Origin of the sequence: Mailhella massiliensis (genome assembly GCF_020741395.1) — a bacterium.
Lineage (GTDB): Bacteria > Desulfobacterota > Desulfovibrionia > Desulfovibrionales > Desulfovibrionaceae > Mailhella > Mailhella massiliensis_A.
Genome location: NZ_DYZA01000056.1, coordinates 1 through 16,032, shown reverse-complemented (window position 1 = coordinate 16,032; position 16,032 = coordinate 1). Strand labels below are relative to the sequence as shown.

The window sequence follows — 16,032 nt, the reverse complement described above, 5'->3', positions numbered from 1 at the left end:
ATCATCAAGATCAGCAGCCTGCTCAGTACCTACGGAGTCATCCCCGCCTTCATGGCCGGGCTCGTACTCGCGGGCATCCTGGCGAGTACTATGTCCACGGCTTCCGGCCAACTTCTGGCCGCAGCCTCCAGCGTGTCGGAAAACCTCTTCAAAGGCGTGTTCGGCATCAAAATGACGGATCGCTTCACCATGATCTCGGCACGCGGTACCGTGCTGCTCATTTCCATCATCGGCACCCTCATCGCCTGCGATCCGGAAAGCTCCATCTTCCAGATCGTCTCCTTCGCCTGGGCGGGCTTCGGTGCGTCCTTCGGCCCGGTCATGCTCTTTGCCCTGTTCTGGAAGCGCTGCAACCGCTGGGGCGCACTCTCCGGCATGGCGGCAGGCGGCGTCATGGTCTTTGCCTGGAAGTACCTCATCAAGCCCATGGGCGGCGTGTGGGGTATCTATGAGCTTCTGCCCGCCTTCCTCGTGGCCTGCGCCGCTATTGTGGTGGTCAGTCTCCTGACCGGTGAACCGGACAAGGAAATCCAGGACGAATTCGACGCCGTGGACGCCACGAAGTAAGCCCTTTTCCTGAAGAACACAGGGCCGCCGGATATAAAATCCGGCGGCCTTTTTTCATACCGGGCAGGACATGCTCCGTGCCGTGCCGCCCGGGAAGCCGAAAAAAAGAAACTTTCCAGACAACGAGGAAGGACTATTTCTTCCTGTTCCGAGGCTCAAGGATACCCAGCTTTTTCAGGCGAAAACGGAGCGTGCTGGGGTGGACGCCCAGTTTTGCCGCCGCGCCGAATTCTCCCTTGATTCTGCCATGGCACATATCAAGGACTTTCTTATAGTATGCGGCCATCATCGCATCCGAGTTCAGGCAGCCCTCTTCTTCCACCACCGGGACTCCCGCCCGAAACGATCCCCCCGCCACAGGCATCATGACGGCTGACTCCCCGCCGGGGACAAACGCATCGGCCTGTTCCTCCTGCCCCCGCCTGCCGGACTGAAAAAAATTGACCTTCAAGGGCATACCGTGGGGCGTACTGATAAGAGCCTCAAGCAATACGTTCTGCAATTCCCGCACATTCCCCGGCCAATCGTAACGCCGCAGTTTTTCCCACTCCCCTTCAGCCAGTTCCGGAACGGGAAGTTCATATTTTCTGGCCAGGGATTTTAAAATATAATAAACAAGATCGGGCAGATCCTCCTTTCGCTGCCGAAGGGGCGGCAGAAAAATATGGGCCACCCTCAACCTGTAAAAAAGATCTTCCCTGAAAGTGCCGTTCCGCATCATGTCGTAAAGGTTCCGGTTCGTAGCCGCGATGATCCGCGTGTTGATCTTCACCGGTGTAGTCGAGCCCACAGGGACAATCTCTCCTTCCTGAAGCACTCGCAGAAGCCTCACCTGGGCATCTGCAGGCAGCTCCCCCACTTCGTCCAGAAACAGCGTACCTCCGTGTGCCCGTTCAAAATACCCCTTATGGTTTTGCAGAGCCCCGGTAAACGCGCCTTTGACATGCCCGAACAGCTCGCTGTCGATAAGCGTTGATGGAATGGCCCCGCAGTTCAGAGCAATGAAAGGGCTGCTGCATCGGTAGGAAAGATTGTGGATGCGACGGGCCACCAGCTCCTTGCCTGTCCCTGTTTCCCCCGTAATGAGCACCGACACGTCGTGCGCGGCAATCATGTTGATTCTTTCGGCCACATGCCGCAGGCCTCCCAGTATCCCTCTCAGCTCCGGCGCTTCGTCGCTGGAAATAGCCTGCTTGAGCCTTTTATTCTCGCGCAGAAGCTCGGTACGGGCCTCCTGAAGTTCCAAGTATTGCTGATAGTTATTAAGAGCTATGCAGAGAACGGGCCGCAGCGTTTCAATAAGCTCACATTCCTCGGGAGTGAAAATATCTTCCTTGCTGCATGTGAAACGACATTCCCCCAGAAAACGATCTTCGTCCCAGAGGCCGAGAACGTACCAGGGGAGGGTCGGCACCTTGCGCTCCGAGTCCACCATCTCGGCATACCACTGTGCCACGGGGTGTGCCTGATCGACAATCAGCTCGCCCTTCACCTTGCACGATTCAAGCGCCTGAATCAGCCTTTTCTGATGATTCTGCACGTTTCCCAGAAAGGTGGAGCTTTCTTCCTGCTCTGAGCGGATGATGAGAACCTTTATATCGCCGTTGCTTCTGATGGGATAGGCCAGCAGACGGATATTCTTCACCGAAACCGTTTCCGCCAGATATTCGCGCAGCAACTCCAGGCATTGGGGAAGATTGAAATTCTTCAATAGAAGCCGGGTGGAACGCTCAAAAAACTCTGTATGCGTCAATATCTTCTTCATGCGGCCAGAATAGGTGAGTTGTCCTTAAAAGACAACATGCTGTTCAATAAGGACGATATCCTGCACTTTTTCTCCTTTTTTTCACAAGGTAATTTAGTATAACCCGTTTATATTCATAACTATTCTAAAAACGGCATATTTCTTGCAAAGTTACAAGATATCATCATTCACCTTTCACCTCTTTTCATCAGGAGAGAAGATCATGAGAGCCGGTTTGAAAATCATCGACATGCGTTGCCGCCCGCCCTTCAAGGCCTTTCTCAACGAAGGTTACCCCTTCGGCCTTTTCGACAAACGCGCCGTCCATAAAATGGGCTATCAGCTGAGCGGCTGCCCTGAGTACTCCAAGACTCTTGATACACACTCCATGGAAGACTTCTTCAGGGAAATGGACAACTCCGGCGTGGATATCGCCGTAGCGCCCTACCGCTCCGCCTGGGGCGACAGGGAGGTCAATCACCGCGACCCCATCGACAATGGTGAGCTCGTGGAAATGGTCGGGAAATATCCCGGCAAATTCATCGCCGTTCCCGGTTTCTCCCCCGTCTATCATGAATTTTCCGACTTCAAGCAGCAGGTGGATGAATACATCGTCAACGGACCTCTGCGCGGCATGGCCATGGAACCCATCATCGACCGCCCCGCGTGGCTTCTGAGCGACGACCGCGCCATGGCCATGTTTGAAGTCGCGCAAAACCACAATATTCCCGTACTGCTCACCTACAGCAGCATGTCCATACCGCAGTTCGAATCCCTGCGCGTTGCCGCCACCACATTCCCGAAGTTGAATTTTGTTCTCTGCCACGGCGGCACTCCCCGCGTATTCGAAGTGATAGATCTGGCTTTCGGCCTCGGCAACATCTACCTTTCTCCCGACGGCAATATTGTCAACACCCCCTGGAGCCAGATGTATGTTGATGCCGGAAACTATATGCTGAGAGATCGCGTACTCTTCGGTTCCGCGTTCCCGTTCAATACCATGGAACACGCCGTCGACTACTATCTGCACTGTGGATTCCGCGAAGAAATCCTTCCCGACATACTGTATAACAATGCCGCCAGGCTCTTCGGGCTTGAAGGCTGATACATTTATTAAAAGAGAGTGTTGTAAACATACAACACTCTCAAAAAAGACCAAGAAGGATTTTCACATGCGAAACCGTCTCTGCGAAGTGCTCGGTATTCAGAAACCCATCATGCAAGGCCCCATGTCATGGGTAAGCACGGCCCCTCTTGCTGCCGCGGTATGCGAAGCCGGCGGCTTTGGAGTGCTGTGTACGGCGGCGGCCACTCCCGATTTCATCGAGCAGCAGGTAAGGCTCATGAAGGAAAAAACGGACAGGCCCTTTGCCGTCAATATGGGCCTGCACCCCGCCTTCCTTCCTGAGGAATACTTTCAGGCCGTCCTCGATATTCTGAAAAGGGAAAAGGTCGCCGCCGTGCACCTGGACACGCTCTGCGATGCCACCATGCGCCTGGATGAAAGCTTTGCCCGCCACTTCTTCGATCAGTGGAAGGAAGCGGGAATCAAGATCATCGCCAAGGTCTTTACCGTAGAAGACGCCCTCACCGCGCAACGTGCCGGAGCAGACGTCATCATTGCCAAAGGCTGGGAAGGCGGCGGGCATACCACCATGCAGACCACCATGGTCCAGATACCGCAAATGGCCGACGTCATCACCGTTCCTCTCGTGGCATCCGGAGGCATCGCGGACGGCCGCGGCATGGCGGCGGCACTCATCATGGGGGCCGACGGCATTGAAATGGGCACGGCCTTCCTTGCCGCGGAAGAAACCGACATTCACCCCCGGGCAAAACAGGCCGTCCTCCAGGCAAAGGATTTCTCCACCGTGGAAATCGGCAGCTCCTGCAACATGCCCTGCCGCCAGCTCCGCAATGCGCTGACCGATACCGTGGAAAAACTGGAACAGGGCCTTTCCTACGAAGAAGCGGGTTCCAAAGTCATGGAGCTCACAACGAACTCTCTGCGTCTCGCCATGAAGGAAGGGGAGGTTTCTCAGCACGGAGCCGTAATGGCCGGGCAAATCGTCGGCATGGTCAAATCCATCCGGCCGGCCGGAGAGATCATTGACTCGGTCTTGGAGCAATGCCGGTACCTTCTCGATACTGCGCCTGCTGTCTCTCTGCGCTAACATATAAAGACAGGCAGCCGAACACTGCCTGTCTACCACAAACGACGGAGATCTGCTCGTATGCAAAACAACATCTTCTTATCCTTCGAAAAACGTATGGGTTCGATCAATGGCTTCTTTTTCAAAGCAGCCATGCTTTTCACCTTGCTTCTGCCGATTCCCATAGTATTGGACGTTGTTCTGCGTACCACGGTAAACTTTTCTATTTTCGGAGTCATAGAAATCGCTGAAATTTCCTTGCTCTGCCTTGTCTTCTTCTCCCTCGCCTATTTGCAGAGCAAAGACGATCATATCCGTATTGAACTGATAGATCACCTGATTTCAAAAGACACCATAGATTGCCTTGGGTTGTGCACCAACATCATTTCTCTGGGCTTCTTTTCCTTCATTACCTACGCCACCTTCATCAGCATCGAAAAAAAAGCGGAGGAAGTCAGCCTCGTCTTCGGTATTCCCATGCCTCTGCTTATCATCATCACCAGCCTGGGCCTCTTTCTTCTCTCACTGACTCTTCTCTCCCAGATCGGGAGACAGCTGAGCGATCTTATCCAAAAAAAATACTGGCTCGGCATAGTGCCCGCCATTCTCGGGGCCGCCGTTTTCATCGCCATCCCGTACTGGGTCAAAGCCTGCTGCCCCATTCCCTCCCGCTTCGCCCTGGGCCTTTCCGGCATGGGCATCATGCTGATCCTGCTGTTCCTGCGCATGCCTCTGGCCTTTGCCATGGGATCCGTCGGCAGCATCGGCCTTCTCCTGCTTTCTCCCAGGCCCGCCATGGTGGCTTCCGTCATAGGCTTTACGCCCTATTCTTCCATAGCGTCCTTCACGCTGACCGTCGTCCCCCTTTTCATCCTCATGGGAGCGCTGTGTTTCCGCTCCAATATCAGCAACGACCTGTTCAACTCCGCCCATACATGGCTCGGCAGGCTTCCCGGAGGGCTGGCCATATCCTCCATTGCCGGATGCGCAGGCTTCGCCGCCGTATGCGGAGACTCCATGGCCACCGCCGTGACCATGGGTACCGTAGCCCTGCCCGAAATGCGTAACAAGCATTACGACCACAGTCTCGCCTGCGGTTCTCTGGCTGCCGGCGGCACCCTCGGCATTCTCATTCCCCCCAGCGTAGGCTTCATTTTCTATGCCATTATTACGGAAGCATCCGTCGGCAAACTGTTCGCCGCCGGCATCATTCCCGGCATCGTTCTGGCAGGGCTGTTCTCCTGCCTCATCATTGTCCTGTCCATACGCCATCCTGAAAAAGCCCCGCGCGGAGAAAAGACCACCTTCAAAGAAAAACTGCTCTCCCTGCGCGGCGTCTTCTTCATGCTCGTTCTGTTCCTGCTCATTCTGGGCGGTATTTTCTTCGGCTGGTTCAGCCCCACGGAAGGCGGGGCCATAGGCGTCGCCGGGGCGTTCATCATCGCCATGGGGCGCAGGCGCATGACGAAAGCCGCCTTCATCGACAGCCTCGACGAAACCGCCGTCTATTCCGGCAAACTCATGGTGATCCTGTTCGGCGTGGGCATACTCGGCAACTTCCTGGCCATGACGCGCATGCCCCACTCTCTGGCCCAGCTCATCATCGGCTGGAACATGTCACCGTACATGTTCCTGCTGGCCCTGGTCATACTCTTCCTGATTCTGGGCTGCGTCATGAACGTCATCCCCATGCTGCTTCTTACCCTGCCCTCCCTCTACCCCACAGTACTGCAAATGGGCTTTGACCCCATATGGTTCGGCGTCGTCATCGTGCTCGTCATGGAAATGGGGCAGATCACTCCTCCTGTGGGCGTCAATGTTTTCGCCATAGCCAGCGTGGCGCAGGATATCCCCCTCGCAACCATCTTCCGGGGGGTATTTCCCTTCGTCTTCGTCATGCTGTTCATGGTGCTGCTTCTCGTCCTCTTTCCCCAGATGGCACTGTGGCTTCCCGGACTTCTGTTCCAGTAGCCTTTTTCCCGCCCTTATCCGAAGGCCCGAAATTCTTCACTTATAGCACCGGAGGATCTCATGTTGAAAAAAACTCTGCTGACCCTGGGCGTTCTTTCCCTGTTCTCCGTATTCCAGCCCGCTCCTGCCGAGGCGGAAGAACTGAACTTCGTATGCCTGACGAACTCCGCCCATGTGAACACGCCCCACGCCATTATCCCCTGGATAGAGGAGGTAGCCAGACGGACCGACAACAAGCTTCAGATCATCCGCTTCGACGTCAACACTCTCGTCCCGGTGAGAGAGAACTTTACCGCCACTGTGAACGGCTTCATCGACATAGGAAGCAACACCGTGGGCGACAACCCCGGAGTGTTTCCTGTCCACAATGTCCTGCAGCTGCCCATGATCACCTACAACTCCCGAACTACCTCCTATGCAATCACGGAACTTGCCAAAAAATATCAGGCCGTCCGCGATGAATTCAAAGACATTCATCTTCTCTGGTACTGGGCCACTCCCGAATACACCATCAACACCACCAAGAAGCCTGTACGCTCGCTGGAAGACCTGAAGGGACTGCGCCTGCTGGTCTGGGACAACTATGTGCAGGAAATCGTCACCCGACTCGGAGCCACGCCCATCATGGTACCGCCGCTGGATTCCTATCTTTCTCTGTCCCGCGGCATGGCCGACGGCGTAATATGCCCAGCGGCGGTTCTGGTTTCGTGGAAACTCGGCGAAGTCACCAAGTATCATACGCGCTGCAACCTCACGGCCAACGTCTTCTGGTGCGGCATGAACAAGGATCGTTGGGACGGCCTGAGCGACGACTTCAAAAAGGTACTGACGGAAACCTCTGCCAATATGTCCGTTAACTGCAGCACAGTGACGGATGTCAAGGGCGCAGGCTCGGAACTTCAGTGGTGCAAGGACAACGGCCATGAAATCATCACCATATCCGAAGAAGAACATGCCCGATGGACAGAGATTCTCAAGCCCATGTATCAGGAATGGCTTGATGAAATGGCCAGGCTGGGCATCAAGGACGCCCCGGAAATCCTGAAGGACGCCCAGGCCCTCACCCAAAAGCGTTATGATGAACTGTCCGCTGCCGGTACCCTCTGACACTCCGCGAGGCTTGTATGAAACTTGAAGAAAACATGCTTCCCTCTGCCGAGGAACTCCGGGCTTCCATGCCCCCTTCCCCCGCAGGCGAATCAGGCGGGGCCGACCTGAAACCCTATTTTCCCATGTTTGCAAAACTCGCCGGGGAAGCCGCAGCCCGGGGGGAAAAAGGCATAGTCATCAAATTTGAGGTCGCAGACTATGCCGATGAGGCCGCCTGCGGCAAAGCCATTACGGCCATGGGGGAGGAGCTTGAGCGCCTCGGTTATATCTGCTGCGTCAGCTATGACACTTATGCGCTGAAGCTCAACGAAGGCCGGGTCACATCATCCATTATGCGCAACCCGGCTATCATAGCCATGACTGTTATCTGGTGATACTGCCCAGCCCCTCATCAATACATGTTCCCCCATCCGCCCTTGCGTGCCGCACTGGACCTTCGTACTTATGAAGGCCGGAGCAGCCATGGGCCGCCAGGAAAACAGAAAGCCTTTCTCTCGCGGCAGCAAAAAGCCCTGTTCCCTGACATGATGGGGATTATGCCCCCCTCCTGCCGGGGCCGCCGGATAGCTCCGGCGGCCCTTTGCCCTGTCCTTTCCCTGTACGCAACTGCCTGCGAAGAAAGGAAGGCGCACCTTCGTTCCCGTCCTGTACCGATCGTCTCACCGAAGCAGAAAACACAAAAGCCGGCCCCACGGGGGTGGGGGCCGGCCTTCGGCAAAGGCGGGAAACGCCGGTATCCCGCCTTATGGAGGGAGCGACCCATGACGGGCCGCCCCATGACATGACTACTCGGCCGCGAACTTTGCCCTCTGGGCTTCGAGAGCCTCGGCCTGTTCCTCCCAGCTGGCGAAACCGGCCTGCTGGAGGGCGTCGAACACCGTAGCGTCCCAGTCCCAGGCCGCGTACGTCACGGGCTTGTGGAAGGTGCGGCGGAATTCCGCGAGCTTATGGCGTGCATCATGCTCGAAGGGAGTACTGAAGCAGGCGGAAAGCTCCTTGTGCAGGCGGCCGACTTCCTCGTTGTACCAGGCGCGGATAGCTTCCGGCTCCGTAAGCTTCGCAGCTTCCGCGTAGCCGTGCTTTTCCAGAAGCGCACGCAGCTTTGCACCGTGCTGGCGGCCGAGCCACGCGCCGAGGCCGGAACTCGGGATATGCTCCGCCTCCACGGCCGCAAAGTCCGCCTTGGTGCGCATGTAGGTATCGGGCACCACGGAGGCGGACACAATGCCCGCAATGGCCACCATGCCGCGCAGAATGGCGCTGTTGGCTACGCCCTGGCCGCAGAAGCCCACCTTCTTGCAGAACTTCTGGCCTGTGAAGATGGTGGTCAGAATGGCCCAGATGACGGCGGGGTCTTCCTCATCATAGATATGTGTGAGTTCCGCATTGTCCCTGTCCGTAGCGAGCACCATCTGCGTCATGTCGTTGGAGCCGATGGAGAAGCCGTCGAACTCGCTGATGAACTGCCTGGCCAGTATGGCGTTGGAGGGCAGTTCCGACATGAGCAGGATCTTGAGCCCGTCCTCTCCGCTCTTCAGGCCGTGCACGTCGGCCAGGTAGGAGCGCATGGAGCGGGCCTGCTCCAGCGTACGCACGAAGGGAAGCATGAGCATGAGGTTGGTACCGCCGTAGAGGGTGCGGGCGCGCTTGAAAGCCTCGATTTCCCAGTCGTGAATATCGCGGGAAACGCCGCGGTAGCCGAGCATGGGGTTGTCTTCATTGTGCTCGAAGAGGCATCCGCCCAGAAGGTTGCGGTATTCGTTGCTCTTGAAGTCCGTGGTGCGGTACACGATATCCTTGCCGTAAAAGGCCATGGCAAAGAGCGCAAGATTGCGGCCCAGGGTACGGATGTAATGGTCGCGGCCGCTCACATGGCCGTTGGTCACGATGAGCTGCTCTATCTTTTCGGGAATACTGCGCACTTCCTCAATTTCCTTGCCGAGGCGCGTGCGGGCGGCCACGCTGCGGCGTATGGCGCCAATACGCACCATGACTTCCTGCACCAACGGCTTTCTGGCAGCGGCGGCCATGGCGGCTTTCACCTCTTCCTCCGTCACGGTGGAGCCGGGCTCATCCGCACCCATGACGACGCGGATGTGCGTACGCAGGTCGTCGGAAGTCTGCAGAAGTTCCCGGTTCATTTCAGCGCGCTGCATGTATTCTGCCATGAGCGCTTCAGCACGGGACACGCTGGAGGTGTTGGCGTAGAGCGAGGCCATGTCCATGAGCTGTACCACATAGGGCTTGAGCTGCACTTCGGCAAAGGGCGCGTGCACCTGACCCACGGCTATCTGCTCGGAAACGCGGCGGCTGACCTGATCTTCCAGCTCCGCGAGACGGCGTTCCACAAAGCCTTCCAGCGTACCGTTGTCGTAGGCTTCCAGCGCAGCGGGGTGAGCACCGATATTGCCCAGCATGAATTCCGCACGCAGAAGGCCCACTTCAAAGTCGGGCACATCGCGCAGACGGGAGAGGAACAGGGCCTGGTTCACGTCGGCCAGCACTATGCCCACATGGGTGCGGGTCTTGGGAAGCTTTGCGATATCGAGCTCGCCGCCCACGTCGCACAGGGGCAGAAGGCCGCGGTACACCAGGCCGCGCGTGCCGTCCACAGTGACGGGCATGCCGTCCATGGTGCGCATGGCAAGAGGGTTCTGCACGCCGATGACTGCGGCAATGCCCAGTTCGCGGGAGCTGATTGCCGCATGGCTGGTATCGCCGCCCACGTTGGCGATAATGGCCGAAGCCACGCGCATGCCGGGCACCATGTCCGGGTCGGTGCGTTCCGCCGCGAGAATGTCGCCGGGATGGATGCGGTTGAGCTCAAGGGCGGAACGCAGGAAACGCACCGTGCCCTGCCCCGCGCCTCGGGAAGCGCCGTTGCCGGAAAGAAGCACCTCGCCTTTGGCCGCCGCCCCGGGAGCGACTTCCTTGCGGCGCATGAAAATGGTGTGGGGATGTTCGTCAAGTTCCGCATTCCAGCGCGTTTCCGGCCGTGCCTGCACGAACCAGAGGCGCTGCTTGTCGTCGATGCAGAACTCGGTATCCATGATGATGCCGCCGTAGGCACGGCTTATGGCGCGCACGCCCTGGGCCACCTCAATAGGCTGATTTTCGCCGAGAGCCCACTGATTCACCTCCGAAGCGGGAACGGCCTCGATATGCGTGCCGCCGCCTTCTTCGTTGTACACCATGCGCACGGTCTTGCGGCCCATGAAGCGCAGCACCACGTCGGTGCCGTCGTCGCGCTGGAACACATAGAACTTGTCGGGCGTGACCATACCGCCCACGATGGATTCGCCGAGCCCGTAGCTGGAATCGATGCTCACCAGGTCGTTGCGCGACGTCCCCCGGCAGCCCGTGGCCGTATCGGCGGAAAAGGCGGTGCCCGCCACCACGGGGCGTATCATGCGCATGATGCACACGGAAAGCGCCGTGTTCTCAATGGCCCATTCCTTGCGGGCCGCTTCGGCAATGGAAGGATCACCCTCTTTTTCAGCATGGGCCACGGCGTCGAGAATGGCCTCTCTCCGGTAAGTCATGGAGCGCAGGTTGTAGGCGGAGGCGCAGTCCCGGAGATAGGCTTCGGCCACGGCGTCTTCGCCGGTGATGTTCAGGAAGGTATCCTGAAGGCCTGCAAACGCCTTCTTGCGGGAGTCCTCGCCGGCGGCGGAAGAACGAACGGCCACAGGGAATTCCCCTTCCCCTGCCTCGTCGCACATGTCGCGGTAGGCACGGCGCACAGCCTCGTCCACCTCGGCGGGCAGATTGATGGATAAAATAGCGGCCTGCACCAGCATGGAGCGGCGGCGCAGCTGGTCGATGTTCTCCTGCGATTCGGCAAAGCCGTGCACCACCTGATTGATGAAGTCTCGCAGGCATGTGCTCGCGCTCTTGCCCGCGCTCTTTTCGCGTATCTCAACGGCGGCGTTGCGAACGAAATTGCCGAAAAAACCGTGATCGGAAGCCACAGCCGGGGAGGCCCAGTCCACTTCGGAAAGAGCCTTGTCCACCACTTCATAAATCAGAGAGGCGTTCACGCGGCTCTCGTCGAGCACCACATGAAAAGCCGTGGCGGGAATGGCGCGGAACTGCGGGGTACGGATGCCTTCCACACGGCTGATGAGGGCTGTGTTGTAGTTCTTGCCGCCCACCAGCATTTCCGCAGGTTCGCCCATACGCACGATATCCGCGCCGGTCATGATGAAACGGGAGCCAGTTTCGTTTATCGTATCCATGCTCATAAAAACCTCTCGGTCATGTTTCCAGGAAAATTCTCACACAAGGGTGCCCTACGCTTCCAGGTGGGAAGCCACAAGGCGTATCAGTCGGCCGAGCTGATGGGTGAAGCCGGATTCGTTGTCGTACCAGACCACAATTTTCAGCATGGTCTTGTTCATGACCGTAGTGAAGGAGGAATCCACGGTGCCGCCGTGGGTGTCTCCCACATAATCGATGGAAACCAGAGGCTCGTCGCAGTAGCCGAGGGCCTCGTAAAGCCAGGTTTCGGAAGCGTACTTGAGCGCGGCATTCACTTCCCGGGCCGTCACTTCCGTCTTGAGTTCACAGGTAAAATCCACCAGGGAAACGTCGGGCGTAGGCACGCGCAGGGCCCCGCCGTTGAGCAGGCCGTTGAGTTCGGGGATGATGAGGCCCACGGCGGCCGCCGCGCCCGTGGTGGTGGGAATGATGGAAAGCCCGGCCGCGCGGCCCCGGCGCAGGTCCTTCTGCGTGCCGTCGAGCAGGCGCTGGCTCATGGTATAGGAATGGATGGTAGTCATAAGGCCGTGCAGGATACCGAATTCATTATGCAGAACCTTGACGGCGGGAGCGAGGCAGTTGGTGGTGCAGGACGCCGCGGAAATGACGTCGTGCCGGGCCGGGTCGTAGATATCCTGATTCACGCCCATGACGATGGTGGCGTCCGCGTCGTTGCAGGGAGCGGAAATAATGACTTTCTTCGCGCCGCAGGCCAGGTGCATGGACAGAAGGTCGCGTTTTCTCAACGTACCGGACGTTTCCACCACGATATCCACGCCGTAATCGCCCCATTTCCACTCGCCCTTGTCGCAACGGGTAATGGCAATGTCACGGCCGTCGAGTCTCAGCCCGTTTTCCGTGACTTCCACCTTACCGGGAAAACGGCCATGCACGGAATCGTACTTGAGCAGATAGCCCATTTCCTCATTGGTGGCACGATGTCCGTTGATGACGACGACCTCACACTGAGGGAAAAGATGCATGACACGAAGCAGATATCTGCCGATACGCCCGAACCCGTTGATGCCCACTCTGATCATGACAGAATCCTTTGTTTGACGGCCATACGGCGAACATCCGCCACCCTGACTCCCAGGGGACGTCGTGCGCCTGATGGAAGGCACATTACCGATGACCCGTGTCGGGAGAGCGGCAGATTCATGGCAGTTGCGTGACAAGGGCCCGGCATGCCGGACGGGCCTTAAATGCAAAACCGGCCCGGGACGGAAAGGAATATCCCGGGTCGGTTCCATCCGGCTTCCTGCGGGTGTGGAGCCGGCGCTGCCGCATATCCTGTTGCCACAGAAGGATATGCTGGCCCATTCTGTTCTCTGAGGTTTGGCTGTTCCCTCTTGAAAAGGCAGCGTACAGGCTGTTGGTGTCCACATGAGGTCAGTTCTGTGTCAGTTCTGTGTCAGCCTTCTCTTTTTCATAAAAGTGTGGCATTATCCGTACAAGATAGAGGCTCTGAATTTTTCTGTTTCACTGGTTGAGGAAGACATGAGCGAAAGTCTCATTCTCGTCGTGGATGACGAACAGGATATACGCGATTTACTGGTGTTCAACCTTAAACGTGAGGGATATGCCACCCTGGAAGCTGCAGACGGACAAGCCGCTCTGGAACTGGCCCGCAGCCGCAAACCCTCGCTCATCCTGCTGGATATCATGCTTCCGGGCATGGACGGGCTGGCCGTATGCCGGGAACTCGGCAAGAACAGGAACACGGAACATATCCCCATCATCATGCTCACCGCGCGCGGGGACGACGTGGATCGCATCGTAGGTTTTGAACTCGGTGCCGACGACTATGTGGTCAAGCCTTTCAATACCCGCGAGCTCATCCTGCGCATCAAGGCCATGCTGCGCCGCCGCGCCGTGCAGAAAGAAGACGACCCCATGCTCCGCTGTCACGGCGTATGCCTCGACCCGCAGGCCCACAAAGTCACGGTGAACGACAAACCCGTAGAACTGACGGCCATACAGTTCTGCCTGCTGGAAGACCTCATGAAGACCCCCGGCTGCGTCCGCTCACGCGAGGAGCTGCTCAGCTCCGTATGGGACTACCAGTTCGACGGCTACGACCGCACTGTGGACACGCACATCAAACGCCTGCGCGCCCGCCTGGGCGAAGCGGCGGATATCATTGAAACCGTGCGCGGCATAGGCTACCGCTGCAAGGGATAGGGCATGAAAGCTCCCTCCATCATCGCCAACAGGGAATCCTGCTGCACCGACCTGACGGCCGCGACCGGGGAAGAGGCAAAAAAGCCGCCGCTCATAGAACAGTTCATCCCTCTGGACAGCATACTCGACAGTCTGGATGAAGGCGTCATCATTCTCGACAGGCAAGGGGTGGTACTCAAGGCAAACCCCTCGTTCTGCCGCCTGTTCACCACGAGCGCCGTGGGAATGCCCGCCTCAGCCGTGGTGCCGGGCTCCACCTTTCGGGAAATGCTGGACGCCTTCCTGCACGACTTTCTTCCCGAACACCACTCCTCGCCGGCCTTCCGCATCAGCATGGAAAATGATGTCATTCTCAGCGTGCGCATCACCCCGCTCAAGAACAATGACCCCCTTTTTGCAAGCCCCTCGGCCCCGTATGCCGTGGCGGTGTTCCACAACATCAGCGACCTTGTACGCCTGAACCGGCGGCGCAGGGAATTCATGGGCGAAGTGGCCCATGAGCTCCGTACCCCCCTCACCACCATCATCGGCTTCGCGGAAACCATACTCGACCTGCCCCCGCACCACACCGAAGACAGGCAGAAATTTACCGGCACCATACTGCGAAACGCAAGGCACATGGCCCTGCTTGTGGAAGATATGCTGCACCTTTCCCGGCTGGAAAGCGGAACCGTTCCCCTCAAACCCACCTGCGTGCGGGCCGCCTTCGTGCTGGAAGACGCGCTGGATACCTGTTCCCGCCACATGGAAGCCAAGGAACTCACGGCCGATATCCATATCGACAGAAGCATGAACATCCGGGCCGACGCCCACTACATCACCCAGGTATTCCGCAACCTGCTGGAAAATTCCTGCCGCTACGCGCCGAGGGGCAGCGTCATCACCGTCACCGGAGAACCTTCTCCTTTTGAATCCATGGCCGTGTTCACAGTGTCCGACCAGGGCCCGGGCATCCCGGCAGAAGACTGCGAACGTATTTTCGAGCGTTTCTATCGGGTGGAAAAGGAAAGGGTATCCCCGTCCTCTACCGGTCTCGGCCTTGCCATATGCAAACATATCGTAGAACGGCACGGCGGGATCATCCGTGCGGAAAAGGGGCCGGGAGGCATGTTCCTCTTCACCATCCCCCTGGCACAGTAACGCGCCGAAACTCCCGCGCCCTCTTCGATACAGAAGCATTTTGCCGCGTCCTGCCCTCACGCAGAGCGCGGCAATGTATTCCCTAGGCATGCGGCGCTGCAAAAGACTCAGATAAAAGCGGACAGCACGGCATATCTCCGTCCTACCCCGTGCCCCGGCCTGAAGGATGGACGCTTTCGGCGAAAATACGATACCACGTCCTCTGGATTCCCGCCCCCAGGCAGGTTCTCCTTCCCTCGGCTGAAAGACGGCTTGCATCGGGGCCCGTCGGTAACGGCCATGTTGCCCGGCCGCCCTTTTTCAAGGGCGGAAGCGACGCCGCTCTGCCCCTCTTCGGGAAATACGCTTCCCGGTGTTGACAAGCCCCCAGAAAATCCATAAAAAGAATGTCCGAAGCGCCAGCTTAGCTCAGTTGGTAGAGCAACTGATTCGTAATCAGTAGGTCTGGAGTTCAAGTCTCCAAGCTGGCTCCATGAATTTCAGGCGCCTGCACATAACAATGCAGGCGCCTTTCTTGTTTTACGCCTTTTTGCCGGAGGCCTTACGAAGCGGCCCTGCCGGCAGGACAGGGCCGCTGTCAACAGTGTGAAGGCGCAAGAGAAATGAGAATCTTCCGCAAGAGAAATGAGAACGTGCCAGAGCATTTTTTATGCTTTGGCACGTTTTTTGAATGAAGATTTTAGGGGCGCGGGCTGTGTGTCAAAACATACACAAAACCACGCCCATTTTTCAGCCCTCAATAATCCAGCCCGCGAAGTCCCCGAACCTGAATTGGTCTGCTCCCCGTCAAGTAGACCTCTAAAAAGCCCCAGCAGCGTTGATTCTAAGCGGCCAGCTTTTCCCGATACTCTATCGGGGAAAGCTGGCCGAGCCTTTTCTGAAAACGCTCAGCATTGTAATAGG

Annotated in this window: 11 protein-coding genes, 1 tRNA gene and 1 pseudogene; 9 read left to right on the top strand and 4 right to left on the bottom strand. The window is 57.7% G+C overall.

Translation table 11 applies throughout. The annotated features are described in order from the left end of the window. Positions 1–567 (top strand): annotated as a pseudogene (locus tag K8W16_RS03005) (sodium:proline symporter); the annotation flags it as partial. A 133-nt stretch (positions 568–700) separates the two neighbouring features. Here K8W16_RS03005 and K8W16_RS03000 read toward each other — a convergent pair. Next, positions 701–2,278, bottom strand: a complete 1,578-nt coding sequence (locus tag K8W16_RS03000) for a sigma-54-dependent Fis family transcriptional regulator (protein ID WP_304121027.1) — start codon at positions 2,276–2,278, stop codon at positions 701–703. 256 nt (positions 2,279–2,534) lie between these two features. Here K8W16_RS03000 and K8W16_RS02995 point away from each other — a divergent pair, with 256 nt between their 5' ends. The 5 genes from K8W16_RS02995 to K8W16_RS02975 all read left to right on the top strand — a co-directional run bounded on the left by K8W16_RS02995 (position 2,535) and on the right by K8W16_RS02975 (position 7,919). Then, on the top strand, positions 2,535–3,416 hold the full coding sequence (locus K8W16_RS02995; RefSeq protein WP_304121026.1) for an amidohydrolase family protein: 882 nt from the start codon (positions 2,535–2,537) through the stop codon (positions 3,414–3,416). Beyond that, positions 3,385–4,485, top strand: coding sequence for a nitronate monooxygenase family protein (locus tag K8W16_RS02990; RefSeq protein ID WP_304121024.1), 1,101 nt, complete (start codon positions 3,385–3,387; stop codon positions 4,483–4,485). Before K8W16_RS02995 ends, K8W16_RS02990 begins: the two co-directional genes overlap by 32 nt. 96 nt (positions 4,486–4,581) lie before the next feature. Beyond that, entirely contained in the window at positions 4,582–6,435 is a 1,854-nt protein-coding gene (locus tag K8W16_RS02985; RefSeq protein ID WP_304121022.1) for a TRAP transporter large permease subunit, read from the top strand. Between the two features lie 60 nt (positions 6,436–6,495). Then, entirely contained in the window at positions 6,496–7,542 is a 1,047-nt protein-coding gene (gene dctP, locus K8W16_RS02980; protein WP_304121020.1) for a TRAP transporter substrate-binding protein DctP, read from the top strand. 17 nt (positions 7,543–7,559) lie between these two features. Then, entirely contained in the window at positions 7,560–7,919 is a 360-nt protein-coding gene (locus K8W16_RS02975) for a hypothetical protein (RefSeq protein ID WP_304121018.1), read from the top strand. Between the two features lie 411 nt (positions 7,920–8,330). On the opposite strand, the gene K8W16_RS02970 is transcribed toward K8W16_RS02975, so the two are convergent. Together K8W16_RS02970 and gap are read right to left on the bottom strand one after the other, a co-directional pair. Further along, positions 8,331–11,783 carry a PEP/pyruvate-binding domain-containing protein gene (locus tag K8W16_RS02970; protein ID WP_304121017.1) on the bottom strand — a complete coding sequence of 1,151 codons (3,453 nt, stop codon included), beginning with the start codon at positions 11,781–11,783 and terminating at the stop codon, positions 8,331–8,333. A 54-nt stretch (positions 11,784–11,837) separates the two neighbouring features. Then, positions 11,838–12,845, bottom strand: coding sequence for a type I glyceraldehyde-3-phosphate dehydrogenase (gap, locus tag K8W16_RS02965; RefSeq protein WP_304121015.1), 1,008 nt, complete (start codon positions 12,843–12,845; stop codon positions 11,838–11,840). A 460-nt stretch (positions 12,846–13,305) separates the two neighbouring features. Between gap and K8W16_RS02960 the strand changes: the two genes are divergently transcribed. From K8W16_RS02960 to K8W16_RS02950, 3 genes are all read left to right on the top strand, one after another. Continuing rightward, positions 13,306–13,989, top strand: coding sequence for a response regulator transcription factor (locus tag K8W16_RS02960; RefSeq protein ID WP_304121014.1), 684 nt, complete (start codon positions 13,306–13,308; stop codon positions 13,987–13,989). A gap of 3 nt (positions 13,990–13,992) precedes the next feature. Continuing rightward, positions 13,993–15,129 carry an ATP-binding protein gene (locus K8W16_RS02955; protein ID WP_304121012.1) on the top strand — a complete coding sequence of 379 codons (1,137 nt, stop codon included), beginning with the start codon at positions 13,993–13,995 and terminating at the stop codon, positions 15,127–15,129. Between the two features lie 397 nt (positions 15,130–15,526). Further along, positions 15,527–15,602, top strand: a tRNA-Thr gene (locus tag K8W16_RS02950). 350 nt (positions 15,603–15,952) lie between these two features. Here K8W16_RS02950 and K8W16_RS12355 read toward each other — a convergent pair. After that, positions 15,953–16,032, bottom strand: an 80-nt coding sequence (locus K8W16_RS12355) for an IS3 family transposase (RefSeq protein ID WP_369694453.1), incomplete at its 5' end; no start/stop codon positions are given.

Coding starts and splice junctions, on each gene's coding strand:
- K8W16_RS02985 (WP_304121022.1), top strand. CDS start 4,582: ATGGGTTCGATCAATGGCTTCTTTTTCAAAGCAGCCATGCTTTTCACC.
- gap (WP_304121015.1), bottom strand. CDS start 12,845: ATGATCAGAGTGGGCATCAACGGGTTCGGGCGTATCGGCAGATATCTG.
- K8W16_RS02970 (WP_304121017.1), bottom strand. CDS start 11,783: ATGGATACGATAAACGAAACTGGCTCCCGTTTCATCATGACCGGCGCG.
- K8W16_RS02955 (WP_304121012.1), top strand. CDS start 13,993: ATGAAAGCTCCCTCCATCATCGCCAACAGGGAATCCTGCTGCACCGAC.
- K8W16_RS02960 (WP_304121014.1), top strand. CDS start 13,306: ATGAGCGAAAGTCTCATTCTCGTCGTGGATGACGAACAGGATATACGC.
- dctP (WP_304121020.1), top strand. CDS start 6,496: ATGTTGAAAAAAACTCTGCTGACCCTGGGCGTTCTTTCCCTGTTCTCC.
- K8W16_RS02975 (WP_304121018.1), top strand. CDS start 7,560: ATGAAACTTGAAGAAAACATGCTTCCCTCTGCCGAGGAACTCCGGGCT.
- K8W16_RS02990 (WP_304121024.1), top strand. CDS start 3,385: ATGCCGCCAGGCTCTTCGGGCTTGAAGGCTGATACATTTATTAAAAGA.
- K8W16_RS02995 (WP_304121026.1), top strand. CDS start 2,535: ATGAGAGCCGGTTTGAAAATCATCGACATGCGTTGCCGCCCGCCCTTC.